Annotated in this window: 13 protein-coding genes; 4 read left to right on the top strand and 9 right to left on the bottom strand. The window is 70.2% G+C overall.

From position 1 onward, the window contains the following. Nucleotides 1-40 precede the first annotated feature (40 nt). From BKE41_RS05525 to gloB, 9 genes are all read right to left on the bottom strand, one after another. On the bottom strand, nucleotides 41-796 hold the full coding sequence (locus BKE41_RS05525; RefSeq protein WP_012317928.1) for an SDR family oxidoreductase: 756 nt from the start codon (nucleotides 794-796) through the stop codon (nucleotides 41-43). A 7-nt stretch (nucleotides 797-803) separates the two neighbouring features. Then, entirely contained in the window at nucleotides 804-2,117 is a 1,314-nt protein-coding gene (gene odhB, locus BKE41_RS05520) for a 2-oxoglutarate dehydrogenase complex dihydrolipoyllysine-residue succinyltransferase (protein WP_024830891.1), read from the bottom strand. A 47-nt stretch (nucleotides 2,118-2,164) separates the two neighbouring features. After that, nucleotides 2,165-2,464, bottom strand: coding sequence for a YciI family protein (locus BKE41_RS05515; RefSeq protein ID WP_012317926.1), 300 nt, complete (start codon nucleotides 2,462-2,464; stop codon nucleotides 2,165-2,167). Nucleotides 2,465-2,474: 10 nt separating this feature from the next. Then, on the bottom strand, nucleotides 2,475-5,462 hold the full coding sequence (locus tag BKE41_RS05510) for a 2-oxoglutarate dehydrogenase E1 component (protein WP_012317925.1): 2,988 nt from the start codon (nucleotides 5,460-5,462) through the stop codon (nucleotides 2,475-2,477). 172 nt (nucleotides 5,463-5,634) lie between these two features. Continuing rightward, nucleotides 5,635-6,519 carry a succinate--CoA ligase subunit alpha gene (gene sucD / locus BKE41_RS05505; RefSeq protein WP_012317924.1) on the bottom strand — a complete coding sequence of 295 codons (885 nt, stop codon included), beginning with the start codon at nucleotides 6,517-6,519 and terminating at the stop codon, nucleotides 5,635-5,637. 2 nt (nucleotides 6,520-6,521) lie between these two features. Then, a complete protein-coding gene (sucC, locus tag BKE41_RS05500; protein WP_012317923.1) occupies nucleotides 6,522-7,718 on the bottom strand; it encodes an ADP-forming succinate--CoA ligase subunit beta in 1,197 nt (398 codons plus the stop codon). Between the two features lie 112 nt (nucleotides 7,719-7,830). Beyond that, entirely contained in the window at nucleotides 7,831-8,793 is a 963-nt protein-coding gene (mdh, locus tag BKE41_RS05495) for a malate dehydrogenase (RefSeq protein ID WP_012317922.1), read from the bottom strand. A gap of 402 nt (nucleotides 8,794-9,195) precedes the next feature. Continuing rightward, nucleotides 9,196-9,771: a TetR family transcriptional regulator gene (locus BKE41_RS05490; RefSeq protein WP_012317921.1), complete on the bottom strand. Its 576-nt coding sequence runs from the start codon at nucleotides 9,769-9,771 to the stop codon at nucleotides 9,196-9,198. A 348-nt stretch (nucleotides 9,772-10,119) separates the two neighbouring features. Then, nucleotides 10,120-10,896 carry a hydroxyacylglutathione hydrolase gene (gene gloB, locus BKE41_RS05485; protein ID WP_070998676.1) on the bottom strand — a complete coding sequence of 259 codons (777 nt, stop codon included), beginning with the start codon at nucleotides 10,894-10,896 and terminating at the stop codon, nucleotides 10,120-10,122. A gap of 160 nt (nucleotides 10,897-11,056) precedes the next feature. Between gloB and BKE41_RS05480 the strand changes: the two genes are divergently transcribed. From BKE41_RS05480 to BKE41_RS05465, 4 genes are all read left to right on the top strand, one after another. Further along, nucleotides 11,057-11,791, top strand: coding sequence for a methyltransferase domain-containing protein (locus BKE41_RS05480; RefSeq protein ID WP_012317919.1), 735 nt, complete (start codon nucleotides 11,057-11,059; stop codon nucleotides 11,789-11,791). A gap of 5 nt (nucleotides 11,792-11,796) precedes the next feature. Next, a complete protein-coding gene (locus BKE41_RS05475; RefSeq protein ID WP_012317918.1) occupies nucleotides 11,797-12,510 on the top strand; it encodes a MarC family protein in 714 nt (237 codons plus the stop codon). A gap of 687 nt (nucleotides 12,511-13,197) precedes the next feature. After that, the gene (locus tag BKE41_RS05470; RefSeq protein WP_070998674.1) at nucleotides 13,198-14,031 is read left to right on the top strand and encodes an ArsA-related P-loop ATPase; all 834 of its coding nucleotides are present in this window, start codon (nucleotides 13,198-13,200) and stop codon (nucleotides 14,029-14,031) included. Then, nucleotides 14,028-14,471 carry a hypothetical protein gene (locus BKE41_RS05465; protein WP_070998672.1) on the top strand — a complete coding sequence of 148 codons (444 nt, stop codon included), beginning with the start codon at nucleotides 14,028-14,030 and terminating at the stop codon, nucleotides 14,469-14,471. Before BKE41_RS05470 ends, BKE41_RS05465 begins: the two co-directional genes overlap by 4 nt. Nucleotides 14,472-14,490: the final 19 nt, after the last annotated feature.

The raw sequence follows: 14,490 nt of genomic DNA, 5'->3' as shown, positions 1-14,490 counted from the left end.
GCGTGTGGGACGGGCAGGGAATGTCAGGTCGGGCTGAGGCTCAGCGGCCGCCGCCGATGTCGAGGATGGCGCCCGTGGTGTAGGAGGCCTCCTCCGAGAGCAGCCACACGATCGGTGCGGCCACCTCCTCCGCGGTGCCGGCCCGCTTCATCGGGACGCCCGGGCCGAGGCGCTCCACCCGGTCGGGCTCGCCGCCGCTGGCGTGGATCTCGGTGGCGATGATGCCGGGCGCCACCGCGTTGACCCGGATGCCCTCGGCGGCGACCTCGCGGGCGAGCCCGACCGTCAGCGAGTCGATGGCGCCCTTGGAGGCGGCGTAGTCCACGAACTGACCGGGGCCGCCGAGGCGCGCCGCCACCGAGGACAGATTCACGATCGCGCCCCCCGCCCCGCCGCGCTTGGTCGACATGCGCCGCACCGCCTCCCGCGCGCAGAGGAAGCTGCCGACCACGTTGGTGGTCATCATGCGCTGCAGGCGGGTGACGCTCATGTCGGCGACGTCCGACTTCACGTCGACCACCCCGGCATTGTTGACGAGCGCCGCGAGGCGGCCGAGGCCGTCGGCCGCCTTGAACAGGGCGATGACGTCGGCCTCGTCGCCGACGTCGCCCTTCACGGCGAGCGCGTGTCCGCCCTGGGCCGCGATCGCGTCCACCACGTCCTGCGCCGCGGCCGCGTCCGACACGTAGCTCAGGCACACGGTGTAGCCGCGCTCCGCCAGGAGCAGCGCCACCGCGCGGCCGATGCCGCGGCTGCCGCCGGTGACGATCGCGACCCTGTTCTCAGCGCCCGACATGGCTGCCTCAGAGGTCCAGCACGAGGCGCGCCGGATCCTCCAGCGCCTCCTTGACCCGCACCAGGAAGGTCACGGCCTCCTTACCGTCGACGATGCGATGGTCGTACGACAGGGCGAGGTACATCATCGGCCGCGCCTCGATCTTGCCGGCGCGGACCACCGGGCGCTCCTCGATGCGGTGCATGCCGAGGATGCCCGATTGCGGCGCGTTGAGGATCGGCGTCGACATCAGCGAGCCGTAGATGCCGCCGTTGGTGATCGTGAAGGTGCCGCCCTGCATCTCCTCGATGGAGAGCTTGCCGTCGCGGGCCTTCTTGCCGAAGCCGGCGATCTTCTTCTCGATGCCGGCGATCGACAGGTCGTCGGCGTCGCGCACGACCGGGACGACGAGGCCCTTATCGGTGCCGACCGCGATGCCGATGTGGTAGTAGTTCTTGTAGACGAGGTCCTGCCCGTCGATCTCGGCGTTGACCGCCGGCACGTCCTTGAGGGCGCCGATCACCGCCTTGGTGAAGAAGCCCATGAAGCCGAGCTTCGTGCCGTGCTTCTTCTCGAAGATGTCCTTGTACTGGCTGCGCATCGCCATCACGGCCGACATGTCGACGTCATTGAACGTCGTCAGCATCGCCGCGGTGTCCTGCGCGTCCTTGAGGCGGCGCGCGATGGTCTGGCGCAGCTTCGTCATGCGCACGCGTTCCTCGCGCGCGGCGTCGTCCGGCGCCGAGGGCGCGCGCGGCAGGGTCGGGCGGGCTTCCTTGGCGGGCGCCGACGGGGCCGGCCCCTTGGCGATGGCGCCGAGCATGTCCCCCTTGGTGACGCGGCCGTCCTTGCCGGACCCGTTGACGGACGACGGGTCGACGCCCGACTCCCGGGCGAGCTTCGCCACAGCCGGACCGTTGTCGCCGACCGGACGCTGCTGGGCCGCGGGCGCGGCGGCGTCGCCGTGGTTGCCGTAGCCGGCGGAGGATTCCTGGGCCGGGGCCTCGGCCCTGGCGGGCGCGGCGGCCTTCGGGGCCTCGCTCCGGCTCTCAGTCTTGGTCTCGGCGGCCTCCTTCGGGGCGGCCTTCTTGCCGGCGCCTGCACCGGCCTCGACGATCGAGCCGAGCAGGGCGCCGGGCTCCACGGTCTCGCCGTCCTTGACCAGGATCTCGCCGAGCTGGCCGGCCGCCGGGGCGTTCACCTCCAGCGTGACCTTGTCGGTCTCGAGCTCGACGATCGGCTCGTCGGCCGCGACCGTGTCGCCGGGCTTCTTGAACCAGCGGCCGATGGTGGCCTCGCTCACGGATTCGCCGAGGGTCGGGACGAGGATGTCGGTTGCCATGCTCTTCTGCCCCGCGGGGGGCCTCCTCTGGATGTCGGGCCGCGACGTCAGCGCCGCAGGATCAGGGATGGAACGGGCGAGACGGTGTACCGGAAGCCTGCCTGCGCCATCAGGACGGGATCTGCTTCGCCGAGCGCCTCGGCCCCGGCCGCGTCGTCGGCCTCGACCAGGGCCAGGCCCCAGGTGCCGCCGGACTCGAAGACGGGCCCGACCGCGATGGCGGCTCCACGGGCCGCCTGCTCCATCCAGTAGCCGGAATGCGCCGAGAACAGCGCCTTCTCGGCCTCCGTCGCGTCGAACGGGAAGCTCGGGCGGGGCGGTTCCAGACGGAGCAGGAAGTAGGCCATGGCCGGACGATCAGACCGCCAGGGCCTCGTTGAGGAAGGCCTGGAGCTGCGCCTGGTGCTTCGACATCTGGCCGACCGCCGTGGAGGCGGAGGCCGGACGGCCGACGTAGCGGGCACGCTTCACCGCGGAGCCGGCCTGGCCGAGCACCCATTCGAGGTAGGGCTCGACGAAGGACCAGGCGCCCATGTTCTTGGGCTCCTCCTGGCACCAGATCACGTCGGCGTTGCGGAAGCGGCCCATCTCGTTGGCCAGCGCCTTCAGCGGGAACGGGTAGAGCTGCTCGACGCGCATCAGGTAGATGTCGTTGAGGCCGCGCTTCTCCCGCTCCTCCAGGAGGTCGTAGTAGACCTTGCCGGAGCAGAGCACGACGCGGCGGATCTTGTCGTCGCGCACGAGCTTGTTCTGCGCCCCCTCCTCCTCGGCGTCGTCCCACAGGACGCGGTGGAAGGTCGAGCCCTCGGCGAGCGCGTCGAGGTTCGAGACGGCGCGCTTGTGGCGCAGCAGCGACTTCGGCGTCATCAGCACCAGCGGCTTGCGGAAGTCGCGCTTCAGCTGCCGGCGCAGGATGTGGAAGTAGTTCGCCGGCGTCGTGACGTTGGCGACCTGCATGTTGTCCTCGGCGCAGGCCTGGAGGTAGCGCTCCAGCCGGGCGGACGAGTGCTCGGGCCCCTGCCCCTCGTAGCCGTGCGGCAGCAGCAGGACGAGGCCGGACATGCGCAGCCACTTGCGCTCGCCGGACGCGATGAACTGATCGATCACCACCTGGGCGCCGTTGGCGAAGTCGCCGAACTGGGCTTCCCAGAGGACCAGGGCGTTCGGCTCGGCGAGCGAGTAGCCGTACTCGAAGCCGAGCACCGCCTCCTCGGAGAGCATCGAGTTGATGATCTCGATCGAGGCCTGCCCCTCGCGGATCGAGTTGAGCGGCGTGTAGCGCTGCTCGTTCTCCTGATCGATCACCACCGCGTGGCGCTGCGAGAAGGTGCCGCGCTCGACGTCCTGGCCGGACAGCCGGACCCGGTTGCCGTCGAGGAGCGTTGCCCCGAAGGCCAGGGCCTCGGCGGTCGCCCAGTCGACGCCGATCCCGGTCTCCACCGCCTTGGCGCGGTTGTCCATGAAGCGCTGGATCGTGCGGTGCAGGTGGAAGCCCGGCGGCACCTGGGTGATCCTGCGGGCGATCTCCTGCAGGGTCTCGGCCGGAACGGCGGTGCGGCCGCGGCGCGGATCGTCCACGTCCTCGTGCACGGCCTTCACGCCGGACCAGCGGCCGTCGAGCCAGTCGGCCTTGTTGGCCTTGTAGTTGTTGGCGACGTCGAGCTCGCTGTCGAGCATCCCGCGGAACTCGGCCTTGCGGGCGTCGAGCGCCTCCTGGGTCACGGAGCCGTTCTCGACCAGCTTGCGGCCGTAATTCTCCAGCACCGACGGGTGCTTGCGGATCCGCTGGTACATCTTCGGCTGGGTGAAGGCCGGCTCGTCGCCCTCGTTGTGGCCGAAGCGGCGGTAGCACAGCATGTCGATCACGACCGGCTTGCCGAACTTCTGGCGGTACTCGACCGCGACCTTCGCCGCGAAGGTGACGGCCTCGGGGTCGTCGCCGTTGCAGTGGAAGATCGGCGCCTCAACCATCTTGGCGACGTCGGACGGGTAGGGCGACGAGCGGGAGAAGCGCGGATCGGTCGTGAAGCCGATCTGGTTGTTGATGATGAAGTGGACCGATCCGCCGGTGCGGTGGCCCTTCAGGCCCGACAGGCCGAAGCACTCCGCGACCACGCCCTGGCCCGCGAAGGCCGCGTCGCCGTGGATCAGGAGCGGCAGCACCGTGCGGCGCTCGATGTTGGGCTTGGCCCACTGGTCCTGCTTGGCGCGGACCTTGCCGAGCACGACCGGGTCGACGATCTCGAGGTGCGACGGGTTGGCGGTCAGCGACAGGTGAACGTTGTTGCCGTCGAAGGCGCGGTCCGAGGACGCGCCCAGGTGGTACTTCACGTCGCCCGAGCCCTCGACCTCGGCCGGGGAGGCCGAGCCGCCCTTGAACTCGTGGAACACCGCCCGGAACGGCTTGGCCATCACGTTGGTGAGCACGTTGAGCCGGCCGCGATGGGCCATGCCCAGCACGATCTCGCGGACGCCCAGCGCGCCGCCGCGCTTGATGATCTGCTCCAGCGCCGGGATCATCGACTCGCCGCCGTCGAGGCCGAAGCGCTTGGTCCCGGTGTACTTGAGGTCCAGGAACTTCTCGAAGCCCTCGGCCTCGATCAGCTTGTTGAGGATGGCGCGCCGGCCCTCGGGGGTGAAGGAGATCTCCTTGTCCTTGCCCTCGATGCGCTCCTGGATCCACGCCTTCTCGGCGGGGTCGGAGATGTGCATGAACTCGACGCCGAGGGTCTGGCAGTAGGTCCGCTCCAGGATGTCGACGATCTCGCGGATCGTGCCGAACTGGAGGCCGAGCACGTTGTCGAGGAAGATCGGGCGGTCCCAGTCGCTCTCCTGGAAGCCGTAATGCTGCGGGTGCAACTCCTCGTGGTCGCCGCGCGGCGCGAGACCCAGCGGGTCGAGCTTGGCGTGGAGGTGGCCGCGCATGCGGTAGGAGCGGATCAGCATGATCGCCCGCACCGAGTCCTTCGTCGCCTGCTCCACCGAGACGCCGGTGGTCGCCGTGACGCTGTCCTGCGGCTTGCCGGGCTTGGCGTCCTTGCCCTCGCGGGCGACGATCTTGTCGCCGATCGCCTTCTCCAGGGCGCCCCAGTTGCCGTCCAGCGCCGAGACCAGCTCGCCGTTGAGCGGCACCGGCCAGTTCGGCCGCTCCCAGGAGGCGCCGGCGGCGTTCTTCTCGACCAGGGTCTCGTCCTCGCCGAGCCCCTTGAAGAAGGCCTGCCACTCCGGATCCACCGAGGACGGGTTGCGGGCGTAGGCCGCCTGCAATTCCTCGATGTAGGCGGCGTTGGCGCCGTAGAGGAACGAGGTTTCGAGGAGCGCTTCGTTCACGTCCTGGCGTGCCATGGTGCGTCCATCCTGATCGCGCGGGCAGGCTCCCCTGCCCTCCGGGCTCCCCGTCCGCGCGGCGGATCGCCCTCAAACCGAAACGGGGCGGGTGACCGCCCCGCTGAAATCGTCTGCACGCCCGATATGGGCGTCGCGGCCCTGCGATGGCCGCAACGCAGGCGCGCTTGCCTCAGCCCTTCAGGACCTCGACGAGCGTCGAGCCCAGCCGGGCCGGCGACGGCGACACGCGGATGCCCGCGGCCTCCATGGCGGCGATCTTGTCCTCGGCGCCGCCCTTGCCGCCCGAGATGATCGCGCCGGCATGGCCCATGCGGCGGCCCGGAGGCGCCGTTCGGCCGGCGATGAAGCCGACCATCGGCTTCTTCCGCCCGCGCTTGGCCTCGTCCTTCAGGAACTGCGCGGCCTCCTCCTCGGCCGAGCCACCGATCTCGCCGATCATCACGATCGACTCGGTCTTCGGGTCGGCGAGGAACAGCTCCAGCACGTCGATGAACTCGGTGCCCTTCACCGGGTCGCCGCCGATGCCCACCGCCGTCGTCTGGCCGAGGCCGGCATTGGAGGTCTGGAACACCGCCTCGTAGGTCAGCGTGCCCGAGCGGGACACGATGCCGACGGAGCCCGGCCGGAAGATGTTGGCCGGCATGATGCCGATCTTCGACTCGCCGGCCGTGACGATGCCGGGGCAGTTCGGCCCGACGAGTCGCGACTTCGAGCCGGTGAGCGCCCGCTTCACCCGCACCATGTCGAGCACCGGGATGCCCTCCGTGATGCAGACGATCAGCGGCACCTCGGCGGCGATCGCCTCGCAGATCGCGTCGGCGGCGCCGGGCGGCGGCACGTAGACCACCGAGGCCTCGGCGCCCGTGGCCTCGCGGGCCTCCGCGACGGTGTCGAACACCGGCAGGCCGAGATGGCTGGAGCCGCCCTTGCCGGGGCTCGTGCCGCCGACCATCTTGGTGCCGTACGCGATGGCCTGCTCGGAGTGGAAGGTCCCGTTCTTGCCGGTGAAGCCCTGGCAGATGACCTTGGTGTTGGCGTCGATCATCACCGACATGGTCAGGCTCCCTTCACGGCGGCGACGATCTTCTGGGCGGCGTCGTCGAGGTCGTCCGCCGGGATCACGTTGAGGCCCGAGTTGCGGATGATGGCCTTGCCCTGCTCGACGTTGGTGCCCTCGAGGCGCACCACCAGCGGCACCTGCAGGCCCACCGCCTTCACGGCCGCGATCACGCCGTTGGCGATCACGTCGCACTTCATGATCCCGCCGAAGATGTTGACGAGGATCCCCTTCACGTTCGGGTCGGCGGTGATGATCTTGAACGCCGCCGTGACCTTCTCCTCCGAGGCGCCGCCGCCGACATCGAGGAAGTTCGCCGGCTCCTCGCCGTAGAGCTTGATGATGTCGAGCGTCGCCATGGCGAGGCCGGCGCCGTTGACCATGCAGCCGATCGTGCCGTCGAGCGCGATGTAGGCGAGGTCGTACTTCGACGCCTCGATCTCCTTGGCGTCCTCCTCGGTCTCGTCGCGCAGGGCGACGATGTCGGCGTGCCGGTAGAGGGCGTTCGAGTCGAAGGCCATCTTGGCGTCGAGGCACTTGAGGTGCCCGTCGGCGGTCAGCACCAGCGGGTTGATCTCGAGGAGGCTCATGTCCTTGGCCACGAAGGCCGCGTAGAGCTTCTCGGTGAGCGCGGCGGCCTCCTTGGCCTGGGCGCCCGACAGGCCGAGCGCCTTGGCGACGGCGCGGCCGTGGTGGGGCATCACGCCGGTGGCCGGATCGACCGCGATCGTGTGGATCTTCTCGGGCGTGTCGTGGGCGACCGCCTCGATATCCATGCCACCCTCGGTGGAGACCACGAAGGCGACGCCGCCCGTGGCGCGGTCGACCAGCATCGAGAGGTAGAATTCCTCGGCGATCTGGGCGCCTTCCTCGATGTAGAGGCGGTTGACCTGCTTGCCGGCCGGGCCGGTCTGGATGGTCACTAGCGTCTGGCCGAGCATCTCGCCGGCGAACTGCTTGACCTCGTCGATCGACTTGGTGACGCGCACGCCGCCCTTGGCGCCCTCGGGCGCGCCCTTGAAGGTGCCCTTGCCGCGGCCGCCCGCGTGGATCTGGCTCTTCACGACCCAGACGGGACCGCCGAGCTCCTTGGCGGCGGCCTCGGCCTCCGACGGGTTGAAGATGGCCACGCCGCGGGAGACGGGCAGGCCGAACTCCTTCAGCACGGCCTTGGCCTGATATTCGTGGATATTCATCGGAGCCTCGTAGGGAGGAGCGAATAGGTGGCAGCGGGCGGCGCGTAGAGGAATCGAGCGATCGAGAGTCGAATCTCCGAACGCTACGCGCTGCCCGGTATCCGCTTACCGGTCAGGCGAGGTTGCTGTCGACGCCCTTGCAGGCCTCGATGAGGCCCGTCACCGAGGCGACGGACTTGTCGAACATGGCCTTCTCGGCGTCGTCGAAGGTCACCTCGAGCACGCGCTCGACGCCGTTCGCGCCGATCACGATCGGCACGCCGATGAACATGCCCTTCACGCCGTACTGGCCGTCGAGGTAGGCGGCGCAGGGCAGGACCCGCTTCTTGTCGCGCAGGTAGCTCTCGGCCATGGCGATGGCGGAGGCGGCGGGCGCGTAGAAGGCCGAGCCGGTCTTGAGCAGGTTGACGATCTCGCCGCCGCCCTTGCGGGTGCGCTCGACCATGGCGTCGAGCTTCTCCTGGGTGGTCCAGCCGAGCTTGACGAGGTCGGTCAGCGGCACGCCCGCCACCGTGGAGTAGCGGGTCAGCGGGACCATGTCGTCGCCGTGGCCGCCGAGCACGAAGGCCGTCACGTCCTCCACCGAGACCTTGAACTCCTCGGCGAGGAAGTGGCGGAAGCGCGCCGAATCCAGCACGCCGGCCATGCCGACGATCTTGTTGGTCGGGACGCCGGAGAACTTCTGCAGCGCCCAGACCATGGCGTCGAGCGGGTTGGTGATGCAGATCACGAAGGCGTTCGGCGCGTGGGTCTTGATGCCCTCGCCGACGGCCTGCATCACCTTGAGGTTGATGCCGATCAGGTCGTCGCGGCTCATGCCGGGCTTGCGCGGCACGCCGGCGGTGACGATCACCACGTCGGCGTCCTTGATGGCGGCGTAGTCGCTGGCACCCGCGTACCGCGCGTCGAAGCCCTCGACCGGGGCGGCCTCGGCGATGTCGAGGGCCTTGCCCTGCGGCACGCCGTCGACGATGTCGAACAGCACCACGTCCCCGAGATCCTTGAGGCCGGCCAGAAGGGCCAGGGTGCCGCCGATCTGGCCGGCACCGATGAGCGCGATCTTGTTGCGAGCCATGTCGGATGTGTCTCCGCTGCGTTCGACTTCGGTGATGCGTTGCGCGAGGCCGGGGCTGCTCGTCCGTCAGGGTCCGAGGCCGGATTCGCCACTCTGAAATCTGCGCGGCTGTGTGGCCGAAAAGCACCGTGGCTTCAACCCGATGCGGGCCGCGCGAGCGACCCGTCCGGGACGCCGGAGCGCCACCGGGGAGCCCGACGGTCCTTCGGAAACGTCAACGTCGCGAAGGTTTTAGGTGCAGTGCACCCTGCCGCGCGGCCGCTCCGAAGGCGCGATGACAGATCTGAAAACCTGTCATTTCGGTTCGCGCCGGGCGTGAAGAAGCGCGTCGGGCCGCGCGAACGACGAAGGCCCGGACGGGGTGTCCGGGCCTTCGGAATATCCTGTTCTGGGAGCGGCGGATCAGAGGATGCCGGAGCGCAGAACCCGCTGGATCGCGTGGATGACGGCGCCGAACCGGGCCTCGATCAGGTCGCGCGGCACCTCGGCATCGTGCTGGATCGCCAGGGGATGGGTGAAGCGGTAGCTCGCGTCGAAGATGTAGGCGATCGCCCGCTCCCGGTCCCGGGCCGAGAAGATCCCGGAGGTGATCCCCTCCTCGACCACGCGCTCGACGAGGCTGCGCAGGCGCACGCGGTGCCGCCGGGCGATCGGGCGGGCCGACACGGTGGCGTCGAGATGGACCGCGAACAGGTTCGGCTCGTCGAACAGGGCGTCCCGCTGGACCGTCGCCAGGGCGGTCAGGAGCCGCTCGATCTTGTCGTCGGCGGGGTCGGGCGCGTCGGCGATGCCGGCGAGCCGGGCCTCGACCTCGCGGAGCCAGCGGCCCGCCACCGCGTCGAGGAGCGCGTCCTTCGACGGGAAGTAGCGGTAGACGTTCGCGTGCGTCATGCCGGCCTCGGCGGCGACGGCCACGACCGTCACGCGCTTGGGACCGAGCCGCGAGAGATGCTCGGTGGCGATCCCGAGCAGCCGCACATCGGCCGCGACCGGCGCCCGCGGGCGGGCAGGACTGACCGCCTCACCCGTCTCGCGGAGTGTGCCGGATTCGGCGTCGGCGACGGTAATCTTGGCCTTGGCGCTGAGCGCCTCCTCCTTGGACCCGTCGGACTCTGGCTTGAGGAAAGGAAGCGGAAGGCGGGAAGTGGACAGGTGGTAGGGCGAGACGGACCCCCATCATACCGGCTGAAGCGTCCCGGCGCTTCGCGTTGACGTTACGGCTTCCCCCCGGGAGCCCGGTTACCTGAGCGGATTAGGACCGCTTAAACACCCCTATGTGTCAGTTTGCCTTGAGAAGGCAACAAATTTTTCTCGTTATCACCTGCGTCAGAAGCGGTTCTTCCACGCCCGCAAGGCGACGAACACGGCCTCGGGATCGCTCTGCGGCGGCAGGTCGACGGTTTTCGCGAGGGCCGGCTGCCCGCTCCGCAGGAACGGGTTGGTCGCCCGCTCCGCACCCATGGTCGAGGGGATGAGGAAGCGGCCCTCGGCCTGGGCGCGCTCGGCCTCGGCGAGGCGCGCCCTCAGGTCCGGGTTGTCGGGATCGGCCGCCAGGGCGAAGCGGGCGTTGGAGAGTACGTAGTCGTGGCCGCTGAAGACCTGCGTCGCGTCGGGCAGGTCGTCGAAGCGGCGCAGCGAGCGGTAGAGCGTCTCCGGCGGGCTCTCCATCACCCGGCCGCAGCCCAGGGTGAACAGGGTGTCGCCGGCGCAGACGAGGCCGGCCTGCGCGAACCAGTAGGTCACGTGGTCGGCGCAGTGGCCGGGCGTCTCCCAGACCTGCGCCTCGAGGCGGCCGACCGTGACCGTGTCGCCCTCCCGCACGGTCACGTCCACCTGCGGGACCGCGTCGCCGGCCTTGGCGGGGGCGACCACCCGGGCGCCGGTCGCCCGCTTCACCTCCGGGATGCCCTCGACGTGGTCGCCGTGCCGGTGCGTCACGAGGATGTCGGTCAGCCGCCAGCCGGTCTCGTTCAGGGCCCGGAGGACCGGTCCGGCTTCCGGCACGTCGATCGCCGCGCAGGCGCCCGTCTGCGGATCGCGGATCAGCACGCCGATATTGTCGCTGCGGCAGAGGAAGGTGCGAATCTCGGTCTCGGCGGCCATCGGACGGAGTCTCCCAGGAGCGCGAACGGGCGCGGGGCGGCGCGAAAACTGTTGCCGTGAACAGGTGATGGTCCGGCCGGGTTCCTCCGGCGCTTGCCGCGGCGCGCGCGGCTCACCATTGAGTACGACGACCGTTCCGTCCGCGATCTCCTGTTCCCTCATGCGTCTCGACGTCAACGGCTTGCGGGCCTTCTACGCCAGCCCTCTGGGCCGCACGACGCACCGCGTGGTCGGCCGCGCGCTCCACGACTTCCTCGGCTCGGTCTCGGGGCTGCGCGTCCTCGGGATCGGCTACGCCACGCCGTATCTCGGGCCGGTCCACTGCATCGCCGAGCGCACCCTCGCCTTCATGCCGGCCTCGCAGGGCGTGGTGAACTGGCCGAGCACCGGGCGCTCCTGCGCGGCGCTCGCCGATCCCACCATGATGCCGCTGCCGGAGGCCGCCATCGACCGGGTCATCCTGGTCCACGCCCTCGAATCGGTGGAGAGCCCGACGGAGCTGCTGCAGGAGGTCTGGCGGACCCTCACGCCGGGCGGCCGCATGATCCTCGTGGTGCCCAACCGCCGGGGCGTCTGGGCCCGCCGGGAGGCGACGCCGTTCGGCCACGGGCAGCCCTACAGCCGCTCGCAGCTCGGGCGGCTCATGCGCGAGACGCTGTTCTCGCCGGTGAGCTGGGCCGAGACCCTGTACATGCCGCCGGCCCGCTCGCGCCTGATGCTGCGCACCGGGCCCGCCTGGGAGTGGCTCGGCACCGGCCTGTCCCTGCCCTTCGCGGGCCTGCACGTGGTCGACGCGACGAAGCAGCTCTACCGGCCGGTCGCCGTGCAGCAGGTGCGGCGCGCCCGCCGCCTCGCGCCGGCCCGGGTGCTGGTGCCGGCCCCCTCCCCGGGTTGACCCCGATGAGCCTCGACTTCACCACCCAGCAATTCCTGCTGGCCCTGTCGGCCCTGTTCTCGATCGTGAACCCGATCGGGGGCGCCTTCATCTTCGCCCAGGTGGCGGGCGCCTTCAGCCACGCCGAGCGCGTGCTGCTGTCGCGCCGGATCGGCGTCTACGCCGCCCTGGTGATGCTCGGCGCCCTCTGGGCGGGCACGCCGATCCTGAACTTCTTCGGCGTCACCCTGGGGGCGCTGCGCATCGCCGGCGGCCTCGTGGTGATGTCGTCGGCCTGGACCCAGCTGAACCGGCCCGAGGCACGGGAGGCGCGCAAGCAGGCCGAGGCCTCGGGCTCGGCGGGCCGCGGCGCGGCTCCGGCGGAGCCGCCGGGCGATCCCGCGCCCGGTCCCCTCGCCGACATCGCCTTCTTCCCCCTGACGCTCCCGTTCACCACGGGGCCGGGGACGATCGCGGTCGCCATCACCCTGGGGGCCAACCGGCCGGCGGCCTACGCGGAGCGGTTCGGCTTCTACATCGGCGTCACGCTGGCGGCCCTCGCGGTCGCCGCCACGGTCGCGGTCCTCTACGCCTCCGCCGACCGGGTGGTGGCGTTCATCGGCCCGGCCCGCGCCCGGGTGATGGGCCGCCTCTTCGCCTTCCTGCTCTTGTGCGTCGGCACGCAGATCCTGGTGAACGGCCTCGTCGACGTGTTCGCCCCCCTCGCCGCGGCGCGCTGACGTCCGGAAGACTGCCGGAGACGGCCGACCGCGACCGTCGGCCTGTCGAGCAGATCGGGCCTGAGGACCACGGCGCGGCACGCGTTCCCGTTTTCCGGCCAGGCGAATCGCTCGAATTGCCCGGTACGTCCGCGATGTTCCGTATTAAATCGCAGATACTGGACAATATCGGCTAAGATCATCGAGTTTTACAAATATATAAGTTTGTTAAGGATCTCATTTTAGAGCATCCGCCGGGATCAAATCTGATCTGATCGGGCTTGCGTCCGGCAAGGGACCGGGCAACATCTTGCCGGTACTCGGCCGCAGTGGGGAAAGCTTCCGGCCGAGCCGCCGGCGAAGCAGATCCAGCAACGGAGTGCAGATCGTGGCGACGGACGTCATCGCGAGCCCCCATCGTCGGCGGTCCGCGCCCGGGCCCCGACCGAGAGGCGGCCGAACGGCCGCGACGCCGTCGGCGGTCGATCGGCAGGCCCGCGACCGCGGCCCTGCCCGTGCCGGCCCGGGCCCGATCGGATCCCGCGCTTGAGAAGACCCGGGAGCCCCGTGCGCGATCGCGCCGTCGAGGATTCCGGCCCGCCGCCGCGGACCGTGCGTCCGGGCCCGGCCCCGTGAGCCCTCGAGATCCCGCAGGCCGGTGCCGCGCGCGCCGCGGCCAACAGGCACGTATCAGCAAGGAGACACCGCATGACCGACACGACGCAGATCAAGGTTCCGGCTTGGTACAGCCCGGACGAGATCCAGGACATCCAGCGCGATCTTCTGGGCGCCGCCGCGAAGGTTCTCGTGCTCTGCCTCGGCGGCAAGGGCGGTGTCGGCAAGACGACCATCGCCCTCCAGGTGGCCGATCTCTGCGCGGAGGTCGGTCCGGTGCTGGCGATCGACACCGACCCGGCCAACCGGCACTTCCACACCGCGCTCATGCAGGAGACCATCCCCGGCAGCGACAACTTCGTTCCGCGCCGCCCCGGACTCACCGCCGTCCGGCAGCGCCTGCGCGCCGAGGACAGCACGGGCCGCGTCGACCCGACCCTGTGCCAGGACCTGATCGAGCGCGTGACCGAGGCGGCCGAGCGCTTCGTCGTGGTCGACTTCCCGGCCGGCGACACCGAGACGACCCGCCGCTGCACCGAGATCATCGTGGAGAGCTGCCGGGAGGCGAATGTCCGCCTCGCCGTGGTGGTCGCGGCCGGCGCGGTGGATCCCACAGCCCTGGAGGTCCTGCGCGAGCTCCGGCCCATGCTGATCGAGTGCGACCGCGCGGTCCTGGCGAAGAACACCGCCCAGGCGACCAATTTCGACTATCTCGAATCGTCCGACCTCGTGCGGTCCCTGCGGAAGCAGTCGAACTTTCGCGTCATCGAGATCGAGCGGATCGGCGAGCGGCTGATCGAGGCCCTGCGGGTCCAGAACATGACCTGGCAGGCCTTGGCGAACAGCGCGCCGATGCGCCTGCGGGTCGAGGGCCGCCGCCTGCGGCGCAACTTCCACACGGCGTGGCGGGATGCCCTCCGGCCGTGACCAACCTCGAGCGGTTCTACCGGTCGGTCCACGGCCGCGATCTCCAGCCCTGGGAGCGTCAGCTCGCGGTGCGGATCGCGGCCGCCTTGAACACCACGACGGACGACGACTTCGTCGTCCACCTGTTGCTGGTGTACATGTCCACCAACGCCATCACGAACATGTACAACGAGCTGGTGGCGGCGCGGAACGGTCTCGCCGAACACAACCGGGACCTCATCCAGGCGCTGACGGCCGATCTGCGGCGCAGCCGGCTGGTTACCGCCGTGCTGCTCGGCGCGGCAGCCCTCGGCGTGCTCGTGAGCGTCGGGATCCTCGGCACCGTCCTCAACCTGTCTTACGGGTCCGCCGCCAGCGCGGCGCGCCTCGCCGCGGCGCTGGAATCCTGCGAGTCGCGCGGCCCGGCCGGCGCCCAGCGCGGCCTCGGGATCGGTCGCTGAGCCGAGGGACCCCGCCGTG

It is taken from the genome of Methylobacterium sp. C1 (assembly GCF_001854385.1).
In the GTDB taxonomy this organism is placed as follows: Bacteria; Pseudomonadota; Alphaproteobacteria; order Rhizobiales; family Beijerinckiaceae; genus Methylobacterium; species Methylobacterium radiotolerans.
Note: the sequence above shows the minus strand (reverse complement) of the source record. Positions and strands in the feature narration are given on the sequence as shown.

Bases quoted from the DNA above. Each gene is read 5' to 3' on its own strand.
- BKE41_RS05525 (WP_012317928.1), bottom strand. From the start codon at position 796: ATGTCGGGCGCTGAGAACAGGGTCGCGATCGTCACCGGCGGCAGCCGC.
- odhB (WP_024830891.1), bottom strand. From the start codon at position 2,117: ATGGCAACCGACATCCTCGTCCCGACCCTCGGCGAATCCGTGAGCGAG.
- BKE41_RS05515 (WP_012317926.1), bottom strand. From the start codon at position 2,464: ATGGCCTACTTCCTGCTCCGTCTGGAACCGCCCCGCCCGAGCTTCCCG.
- BKE41_RS05510 (WP_012317925.1), bottom strand. From the start codon at position 5,462: ATGGCACGCCAGGACGTGAACGAAGCGCTCCTCGAAACCTCGTTCCTC.
- sucD (WP_012317924.1), bottom strand. From the start codon at position 6,519: ATGTCGGTGATGATCGACGCCAACACCAAGGTCATCTGCCAGGGCTTC.
- sucC (WP_012317923.1), bottom strand. From the start codon at position 7,718: ATGAATATCCACGAATATCAGGCCAAGGCCGTGCTGAAGGAGTTCGGC.
- mdh (WP_012317922.1), bottom strand. From the start codon at position 8,793: ATGGCTCGCAACAAGATCGCGCTCATCGGTGCCGGCCAGATCGGCGGC.
- gloB (WP_070998676.1), bottom strand. From the start codon at position 10,896: ATGGCCGCCGAGACCGAGATTCGCACCTTCCTCTGCCGCAGCGACAAT.
- BKE41_RS05480 (WP_012317919.1), top strand. From the start codon at position 11,057: ATGCGTCTCGACGTCAACGGCTTGCGGGCCTTCTACGCCAGCCCTCTG.
- BKE41_RS05475 (WP_012317918.1), top strand. From the start codon at position 11,797: ATGAGCCTCGACTTCACCACCCAGCAATTCCTGCTGGCCCTGTCGGCC.
- BKE41_RS05470 (WP_070998674.1), top strand. From the start codon at position 13,198: ATGACCGACACGACGCAGATCAAGGTTCCGGCTTGGTACAGCCCGGAC.